The organism is Bradyrhizobium sp. (assembly GCF_035484855.1).
GTDB lineage: Bacteria > Pseudomonadota > Alphaproteobacteria > Rhizobiales > Xanthobacteraceae > Bradyrhizobium.
In genome coordinates this window covers 1-7,007 of record NZ_DATHOP010000037.1, presented here as the reverse complement: position 1 = coordinate 7,007, position 7,007 = coordinate 1, and the positions used below count along the sequence as shown (strand labels likewise).

The 7,007-nt window shown below is 62.5% G+C and carries 9 protein-coding genes; all 9 read left to right on the top strand.

Going from position 1 to position 7,007, the window contains the following annotated elements:
* Positions 1–37: 37 nt before the first annotated feature.
* Positions 38–2,110 carry an elongation factor G gene (fusA, locus tag VK804_RS05170; protein ID WP_325368539.1) on the top strand — a complete coding sequence of 691 codons (2,073 nt, stop codon included), beginning with the start codon at positions 38–40 and terminating at the stop codon, positions 2,108–2,110.
* 45 nt (positions 2,111–2,155) lie between these two features.
* Positions 2,156–3,346: an elongation factor Tu gene (tuf, locus tag VK804_RS05165; RefSeq protein WP_325368537.1), complete on the top strand. Its 1,191-nt coding sequence runs from the start codon at positions 2,156–2,158 to the stop codon at positions 3,344–3,346.
* A 124-nt stretch (positions 3,347–3,470) separates the two neighbouring features.
* Complete coding sequence (rpsJ, locus tag VK804_RS05160) at positions 3,471–3,779, top strand: 30S ribosomal protein S10 (RefSeq protein ID WP_115688388.1); 309 nt, start codon at positions 3,471–3,473, stop codon at positions 3,777–3,779.
* Between the two features lie 19 nt (positions 3,780–3,798).
* Positions 3,799–4,560, top strand: a complete 762-nt coding sequence (rplC, locus tag VK804_RS05155; RefSeq protein WP_325368533.1) for a 50S ribosomal protein L3 — start codon at positions 3,799–3,801, stop codon at positions 4,558–4,560.
* Positions 4,560–5,180 (top strand): 50S ribosomal protein L4, encoded by a 621-nt coding sequence (gene rplD / locus VK804_RS05150; protein ID WP_325368531.1) that lies wholly within the window; start codon positions 4,560–4,562, stop codon positions 5,178–5,180. Before rplC ends, rplD begins: the two co-directional genes overlap by 1 nt.
* Complete coding sequence (locus tag VK804_RS05145; protein ID WP_325368529.1) at positions 5,177–5,476, top strand: 50S ribosomal protein L23; 300 nt, start codon at positions 5,177–5,179, stop codon at positions 5,474–5,476. The genes rplD and VK804_RS05145 overlap by 4 nt, the downstream gene beginning before the upstream one ends.
* 10 nt (positions 5,477–5,486) lie before the next feature.
* The gene (rplB, locus tag VK804_RS05140) at positions 5,487–6,317 is read left to right on the top strand and encodes a 50S ribosomal protein L2 (protein ID WP_325368527.1); all 831 of its coding nucleotides are present in this window, start codon (positions 5,487–5,489) and stop codon (positions 6,315–6,317) included.
* Between the two features lie 8 nt (positions 6,318–6,325).
* Positions 6,326–6,643, top strand: coding sequence for a 30S ribosomal protein S19 (gene rpsS, locus VK804_RS05135; RefSeq protein ID WP_325368526.1), 318 nt, complete (start codon positions 6,326–6,328; stop codon positions 6,641–6,643).
* Positions 6,644–6,660: 17 nt separating this feature from the next.
* Positions 6,661–7,007 (top strand): 50S ribosomal protein L22 (rplV, locus tag VK804_RS05130; protein WP_325368524.1); only part of this gene is annotated, 347 nt, incomplete at its 3' end.

The window sequence follows — 7,007 nt, the reverse complement described above, 5'->3', positions numbered from 1 at the left end:
GCTGGTGAAACAAAGAGACAGCGAAGGATAAATCCCCATGCCCCGCACAAATCCGATCGAGGACTATCGCAATTTCGGCATCATGGCGCACATCGATGCCGGCAAGACCACGACCACCGAGCGCGTCCTCTATTACACCGGCAAGAACCACAAGATCGGCGAGGTGCATGAAGGCGCCGCGACGATGGATTGGATGGAGCAGGAGCAGGAGCGCGGCATCACCATCACGTCCGCCGCGACGACTGCGCAGTGGAACGGCAAGCGCCTCAACATCATCGACACGCCCGGCCACGTCGATTTCACCATCGAAGTGGAGCGTTCGCTGCGCGTCCTCGACGGCGCGGTATGCGTGCTCGATTCCAACCAGGGCGTCGAGCCGCAGACCGAGACGGTCTGGCGGCAGGGCGACCGCTATAACGTTCCGCGCATCGTCTTCGCCAACAAGATGGACAAGATCGGCGCCGACTTTTTTCTGTGCCTGAGAGACATCGTCGACCGCCTCGGCGCCAAGCCGGTGGCGATCCAGCTGCCGATCGGCGCCGAGAACACGTTCAAGGGCGTGATCGACCTCGTCCGCATGGTCGGCGTGGTATGGGACGAAGAGACGCTCGGCGCGAAATATCAGGACGTCGAAATTCCGGCCGACCTTTTGGATCAGGCCAAGGAATATCGCGAGAAACTGGTCGAAGCTGCTGTCGAGCTCGATGATGACGCGATGTCGGCCTACCTCGATGGCAAGGAGCCTGACGTCGCCACGCTCAAGCGCCTGATCCGAAAGGCGACTATTGAAGGCAAGTTCTTTCCGGTGCTGTGCGGTTCCGCGTTCAAGAACAAGGGCGTGCAGCCGCTCCTTGATGCCGTCGTCGACTATCTGCCGTCGCCGCTCGACGTGCCGGCGGTGAAAGGCGTCGATCTCAAGGGCAACGAGGTCGAGCGCAAGTCATCGGACGACGAGCCGCTGGCGCTGCTCGCATTCAAGATCATGGACGATCCGTTCGTCGGCACCATCACGTTCTGCCGCATCTATTCGGGCAAACTCGAGAGCAGCACCGGCGTGGTGAATTCGACCAAGGATCGCAAGGAACGCGTCGGTCGCATGCTGCTGATGCATGCCAACAATCGTGAAGACATCAAGGAGGCCTATGCCGGCGATATCGTCGCGCTGGCCGGGCTGAAAGAGGTACGCACCGGCGACACGCTGTGCGATCCGCAAAAGCCGGTGATCCTGGAAAAGATGGAATTCCCCGAGCCGGTCATCGAGATCGCGATCGAGCCGAAGTCGAAGGCCGACCAGGAGAAGCTCGGCGTCGCACTGGCCAAGCTCGTGGCCGAGGATCCGTCCTTCCGTGTTCACACCGATCAGGAATCCGGCCAGACCATCATCAAGGGCATGGGCGAGCTTCATCTCGACATCAAGGTCGATATCTTGAAGCGCACCTATAAGGTCGATGCCAATATCGGCGCGCCGCAGGTCGCCTACCGCGAGAAAATGACGCGGTCGGCGACTGTCGATTTTACCCATAAGAAGCAGACCGGCGGCCACGGCCAATATGCGAAGATCAAGATCGTGGCCGAGCCGTCCGAGCCGGGCGCCGGTTTTGTGTTCGAGAACGAGATCGTCGGCGGTTCGGTGCCGAAGGAGTTCATCCCTGCCGTCGAGAAGGGCCTTGAAGGCGTGCTGGGCTCCGGCGTGCTCGCCGGCTTCCCGGTCGTCGATATCAAAGTCTCGCTGGTCGATGGTGACTCGCATGACGTCGACTCGTCGGCGATGGCCTTCGAGATCTGCGCGCGGGGCGCCATGCGCGAGGCGCTGCAAAAGGGCGGCCCCGTGCTGCTCGAGCCGGTCATGAAGGTCGAGGTGGTGACGCCGGAGGATTACACCGGGTCGGTCATCGGCGACCTCAATTCGCGCCGCGGCCAAATCCAGGGTCAGGACATGCGCGGCAACGCCAACGTCATCTCGGCGATGGTGCCGCTCGCCAACATGTTTTCTTACGTCAACAACTTGCGCTCCATGTCTCAGGGGCGCGCCACATTCACGATGCAATTCGACCACTACGCAGAAGTGCCGAAGGCAATCGCCGAGGAAGTCCAGGCGAAGTTCGCCTAACACCAAAGTCAAACGGATTAAGCAGGAGCCGGAACGGAGAGCCCCATGGCTAAGGAAAAATTCAACCGCACCAAACCGCATTGCAATATCGGCACGATCGGTCACGTCGATCACGGCAAGACGTCGCTGACGGCGGCGATTACCAAGGTATTGGCGGAAACCGGTGGGGCGACTTTCACCGCCTATGATCAGATCGACAAGGCGCCGGAAGAGAAGGCGCGCGGCATCACCATCGCGACCGCGCATGTCGAATACGAAACCGCGAACCGCCACTATGCGCATGTCGACTGCCCCGGGCACGCCGACTATGTGAAGAACATGATCACCGGCGCGGCGCAGATGGACGGCGCGATCCTGGTGGTGAGCGCCGCCGACGGCCCGATGCCGCAGACCCGCGAGCACATCCTGCTCGCCCGCCAGGTCGGCGTGCCGGCGCTGGTCGTGTTCCTCAACAAGGTCGACATGGTCGACGATCCGGAACTTCTCGAGCTCGTCGAGCTCGAGGTCCGCGAGTTGCTCTCGAAGTACAATTTCCCTGGCGACAAGATTCCGGTCGTCAAGGGCTCGGCGCTGATGGCGCTCGAAGGCAAAGAGCCGAAGCTCGGCCATGACGCGATCCTGGAGCTGATGAAGGCGGTTGACGCCAATATCCCGCAGCCGGAGCGTCCGAAGGATCAGCCGTTCCTGATGCCGGTCGAAGACGTGTTCTCGATCTCCGGCCGCGGCACGGTCTGCACCGGCCGTATCGAGCGCGGCATTATCAAGGTCGGCGAGGAAGTCGAGATCGTGGGCATCAAGCCGACAACCAAGACCACCGTCACCGGCGTCGAAATGTTCCGCAAGCTCCTCGATCAGGGCGAGGCCGGCGACAACGTCGGTTGTCTGCTGCGCGGCACCAAACGCGAGGAAATCGAGCGCGGCCAAGTGCTGTGCAAGCCGGGTTCGGTGAAGCCGCACACCAAGTTCAAGGCCGAGGCCTACATCCTCACCAAGGAAGAGGGTGGCCGCCACACGCCGTTCTTCACCAATTATCGCCCGCAGTTCTATTTCCGCACCACCGACGTGACCGGCGTCGTGACGCTGCCGGAAGGTACCGAAATGGTGATGCCGGGTGACAATATCGCCATGGAAGTGACGCTGATCGTGCCGATCGCCATGGAAGAGAAACTGCGCTTCGCCATTCGCGAAGGCGGCCGCACCGTCGGCGCCGGCGTGGTGGCCAGCATCATCGAGTAGGGATCAACGCATCGTCATGGCCGGGCCTCGTCCCGGCCATCTCGATCTCATGAGCACAGTGCGTGCGAATTAGTTGGGATTGCCGGACCTGAATCCGGCGATGACGAGGCAGAGAGACGGGACCATGAACGGCCAGAACATAAGAATCCGGCTCAAGGCGTTCGATCACCGCATCCTCGATGCGTCGACGCGCGAGATCGTCAATACGGCGAAGCGCACCGGCGCGCAGGTGCGCGGACCCATTCCGCTGCCGACCAAGATTGAGAAATTCACCGTCAACCGCTCGCCGCATGTCGACAAGAAGAGCCGGGAACAGTTCGAAATGCGCACGCATAAGCGGCTGCTCGACATCGTCGATCCGACGCCGCAAACGGTTGACGCCCTGATGAAACTCGATCTCGCCGCCGGCGTCGATGTCGAGATCAAGCTCTAAGGTTTGGAGATAGAGAGAAATGCGTTCCGGGGTTCTTGCCCAAAAGGTCGGGATGACGCGTCTCTTCACCGAGACCGGCGAGCATGTGCCGGTTACGGTGTTGCGGCTCGGCAATTGCCAGGTGGTGGGCCACCGCACCAAAGAGAAGAACGGCTATGTCGCGCTGCAGGTCGGCTCCGGCCAGCGCAAGGTACAGCGCACGACCAGGGCCGATCGCGGTCATTTCGCCGTCGCCAAGGTCGAGCCCAAGCGCAAGCTTGCGGAATTCCGCGTCACCGAGGACGCGCTGATCCCGATCGGCGCCGAAATCACTGCTGACCACTTTGTGGTCGGCCAGTTCGTCGACGTCACCGGCACTTCAACCGGTAAGGGCTTCGCCGGCGGCATGAAGCGCTGGAATTTCGCCGGTCTGCGCGCCTCCCACGGCGTGTCGATCTCGCACCGCTCGATCGGTTCGACCGGCGGCCGCCAGGATCCCGGCAAGACCTTCAAGAACAAGAAGATGCCAGGTCATCTCGGCGTCGACCGCGTGACCACGCTCAATCTGAAAGTGCGCCAGACCGATGTCGCGCGCGGGCTCATTCTGGTCGAAGGCGCCGTTCCCGGCGTCAATGGCGGCTGGATCACGGTGCGCGATGCGGTGAAGAAGAAGCCGCCGACCAATCTGCCGAAGCCGGGCAAGTTCAAGCTTGCCGACAACGAATCGACCGCGCCGGTTTCGGTCGGTCAGGACGCGCCGGCCGGTTCAGGTGCTCCGGCGAGCCAAGGGGAGGGTGCGTGATGGAACTCAAAGTCACCTCCCTCGACGGCAAAGCGGCCGGCTCGGTCACCTTGTCCGACGCCATTTTCGGGCTCGAGCCGCGCGCCGATATCATTCATCGCTGCGTCGTATGGCAGCTCGCCAAGCGCCGGCGCGGCACCCACGAGGTGCAGAACCGCGCCGACGTGCACCGCACCGGTAAGAAGATGTACCGACAGAAGGGCACCGGCTCCGCCCGTCACGGCTCGGCGCGGGTCAATCTGTTCCGCGGCGGCGGCCGTTCGTTCGGCCCCCATACGCGGAGCCATGAGATCGGCCTGCCGAAGAAAGTCCGCGCGCTCGCGCTGCGTCACGCTTTGTCGGCGAAGGCGAAAGACGGCGGCATCCTCGTCATCGATGCGCTCTCCGTGAAGGAAGCCAAGACCAAGGCGCTGCGCGGCCAGTTCGACAAGCTCGGCGTATCTAATGCGTTGTTCATCGACGGCGCCGAAGTCTCCGCCGACGTTCGCACCGCAGCGAGCAACATTCCCAATATCGACGTGCTGCCGGTCGCCGGCATCAACGTCTACGACATCATGCGGCGGCATAAGCTCGTGCTCACGCGCGCCGCCGTCGATGCACTGGAGGCGCGATTCAAATGACGACCACCGATCCGCGCCATTACGACGTCATCGTCGCGCCGCTCATCACCGAAAAGGCCACCAACGCCTCCGAACACAACAAGGTCGTGTTCAAGGTCGCCATGACTGCGACCAAGCCGCAGATCAAGGAAGCGGTGGAGAAGCTGTTCGACGTCAAGGTGAAGAGCGTGAACACGCTGCGCCGTCGCGGCAAATGGAAAGTATTCAAGGGCCGTTTGGGCCAGCAGTCCGACACCAAGCGTGCGATCGTGACCCTCGAAGAGGGCCAGACGATCGACGTCACCACGGGACTGTAAGGAGCGGGCGATGGCGTTAAAGAAATACAATCCGACCACGCCCGGTCAGCGCCAATTGGTGCTGGTCGATCGCACGGGTCTGCATCGCGGCAAGCCGGTCAAGGCGTTGACCGAGGGCAAGATGTCGTCCGGCGGCCGCAACAATAACGGCCACATCACCTCGCGCTTCCGCGGTGGCGGCCACAAGCAGGCCTACCGCAAGGTCGACTTCAAGCGCCGCAAGTTCGACATGCCGGCCAAGGTCGAGCGGATCGAATATGATCCGAACCGCACCGCGTTCATCGCGCTGGTCAAATACGAGGACGGCGAGCTCGCCTATATTCTGGCGCCGCAGCGGCTTGCCGCGGGCGACAGCATCGTCGCCGGCGAGCATGTCGACGTGAAGCCGGGCAATGCGATGCCGATCGCGAACATTCCGGTCGGCACCATCGTCCACAATATCGAGATCAAGATCGGCAAAGGCGGTCAGATCGCCCGTTCCGCCGGCACCTATGCGCAGATCGTCGGCCGTGACGGCGAATATGTCATCCTGAGGCTGAATTCCGGCGAGCAGCGCCTGGTCAACGGCCGCTGCCTTGCCAGCGTCGGCGCGGTGTCGAACCCCGACAACATGAACATCTCGATCGGCAAAGCCGGCCGCAATCGCTGGCTGGGTTGGCGCGGTCACGTTCGCGGCGAGACCATGAACCCGGTCGATCACCCGCTTGGCGGCCGCACCCGCGGCGGCCGGCATCCGGTGTCGCCGTGGGGCAAGCCGACCAAGGGCATGAAGACGCGCAAGAACAAGTCGACGGGGAAGTTCATCATGGTGAGCCGCCACGCGCGCAAGAAGAAAGGCTAGGAGCGATCATGACGCGTTCAGTCTGGAAGGGTCCGTTTGTCGACGGTTATCTGCTGAAAAAGGCGGATGCCGCGCGCTCGTCCGGACGTCACGACCTGATCCGCATCTGGTCGCGGCGTTCGACGATCCTGCCGCAATTCGTCGGCCTGAGCTTCGGCGTCTATAACGGCCAGAAGCACATCCCGGTGATCGTCACCGAGGAAATGGTCGGCCACAAATTCGGTGAATTCGCCCCGACGCGGTCGTTCTACGGCCATTCGTCGGATCGCAAAGCCAAGCGCAGCACCGGTGGTGCCGCGGCGCCGGCTGCGGCATCCGGCTCGTAGGGCTTCGGGAGACGTTCATGAGCAAGAAAAAACGCGATCGCGATCTAGCCGACAACGAGGCCAAGGCGGTGGCGCGCACGCTGCGGATCAGCCCGCAGAAGCTCAACCTTCTCGCCCAGCTCATTCGCGGCAAGAAGGTCGCGACGGCGCTCGCCGAACTGGAATTCTCGCGCAAGCGCATCGCGCGCGATGTGCGCAAGTGTCTCGAGTCCGCGATCGCGAATGCGGAAAACAATCATGACCTCGATGTCGACGATCTGATTGTCGCCGAGGCCCATGTCGGCAAGGCGCTGGTGATGAAGCGGTTCTCGCCGCGCGCCCGTGGCCGGTCGGGAGCAATTTTGAAGCCGTTCTCGCATCTCAC